The organism is Bacteroidia bacterium, assembly GCA_026932145.1.
Lineage (GTDB): Bacteria > Bacteroidota > Bacteroidia > J057 > JAIXKT01 > JAIXKT01.
On sequence record JAIXKT010000053.1, the window covers coordinates 18,048 to 20,001 of the forward strand.

A 1,954-nucleotide genomic window follows, 5' to 3' on the forward strand; every position below is an offset into this window, starting at 1 on the left:
ATTGTTACAAGTCCGCTTACAAGTGTCACCAAGGCAATAAGTCCTGATAATACTTTGTAAATTAAACTGTCCTTAATGGAATTAACTGTCCTGCTGCTTATAATTCCAAACCAATTCAAGACAAAAATCGGGATGCTTAATACTTCTCTAAACCCTTCACGAAACCAAACAATTGGATTTTTCAAGTTCTTTTGGGTGTCTTGGCTATATTCTTCCAAATAACCGATATATCTTAACAAACAGTCGTCAACCGAATTAACGTCAAAGTCTTTAACGGTTCCGTCTCTGAATTTTGGAATAGTGTTTATTACTATTTGATAATTTGAAACTCTGTAAGTTTGAAATGGAGCGATGTAGTCCATAATACCAAATGTTCCTAAATTGCCTTGTATTTTACTTACGTTCATAGTGAGCCATACATACAACTGTCCATCAAAATCACCTGCTCTGCTCCAACGGTCATAAGTTTCAAAATACTTGTTAGAAAACTCTATGAATTTGTTTCTGTATTCTCCTGCAAAATCAATCTTCTTTACAACTCTTGAATGACGATTATAAACCTGAACAAAGCCAATGATAAACACTGTCAGAATACCTAATATGATTAATGTTGTTATCATTTATGCGTTCTCAATAATTTTAATTTCTTCTTCGGACAAGTCGTAAAGCTGGTAAACCAATTGGTCTATTTGGCTTTCTAAGTCTGTGGTGTTATTATCATTTTTGCGACCTTCTAAAATCTTTTCAACTAACTCAATGAATGGCTTTTGCTCCTTTTCAGAAATATTTTTAATTGGTATTTTTTCAATGTATTGCACTTTGTATTCCAAGTAACCACCCCTGCGACTAATGCTCCATATGTTCATTAAAAAAGCAATGAGTTTTGAGTTCAAAATTGCCAATAGGTAACGACTATTTGATTTAATCAAAAAGCCCGTCATATCAATTACTGCACCTTTTGTTAATGTGAAATTATTGCCCAATGATACGTTTGGGTAGATTATGTATTCAGCATTGTAATCAACAGTTTTGTTTATCTGCTGATATTCATACCAACATTTTGTTTTGGTAACTAAGCCTTCCTTAATAATAGCTCTTTGAGATAACTTGGTTTTCTGTTTTTCAAGATGTGATGATATTTCTGGATATTCATTTATGTCTGCAATTGAATAGTCATCATTATATGGGAAGATGATTTTGTTTGCAGGTTTAATTGGGCTGTATTTTTTGATGTCTCTGCCAAAAACATAAGGTTTTACTATCCTATCATCTTTTAAATCAGTGAGAAAACCTTCATTAAATCCTGTCTTAACTCCAACAATTGGCAGTCCGCAGAAATCTTTAATTGGAACGCTTCCAATTTTTACTTTTTCAATAATGTTTGATATTCTGTTGTCAACAAATTTGTAATCGTTTTGAGTGAAAATTGATTTTGATGTGCTTAATAATTCTGAACTGCTAAGTTTTTCTTTTAGTGAGAAAGTCGGCAGTTCATTTAGGCTATAGTAATTGAACTGGTAGTCATCTTTACTTTTCTTAATTGCAAAGTAAATTAATGGATAAGCTGTTGCACCTTCAAAAACAGGCAGGTCATTGAAATTGATTATTTCGATTACTTCGGTATTGTTAAGAAGAAATTCAATCAAGGGTTTACCATAGCTTGCTTCAAAGAATTTTCCTGATGTAATAAAGTTAATTGCTCCATAGGGCTTTAATAGATTTATGCTGTTTTCATAAAAGAAAACGTAAATATCTGACTTGCCTGAAAAACTTTTAAACTTACTTTGAAAGTAACCGCTTAAATCTTTTACTTCTTCTTGTCTGATATAAGGCGGATTTCCTATAACGCAATCAAAGCCCACAAAATCGCCCTCATCATTCAGTACTTCAGGAAATTCAAAACGCCATTCAAAAGCGTTTTCAAAAATCTTGTTGGCTTTTATTTCTTCAATTT

The 1,954-nt window shown here is 32.4% G+C and carries 2 protein-coding genes; both read right to left on the reverse strand.

The window, feature by feature from the left end; translation table 11 throughout:
• Positions 1 to 620 (reverse strand): hypothetical protein (locus tag LC115_11840; GenBank protein ID MCZ2357354.1); only part of this gene is annotated, 620 nt, incomplete at its 3' end.
• Positions 621 to 1,954: BREX-1 system adenine-specific DNA-methyltransferase PglX (locus tag LC115_11845; protein ID MCZ2357355.1), on the reverse strand; the 1,334-nt coding region annotated here is incomplete at its 5' end.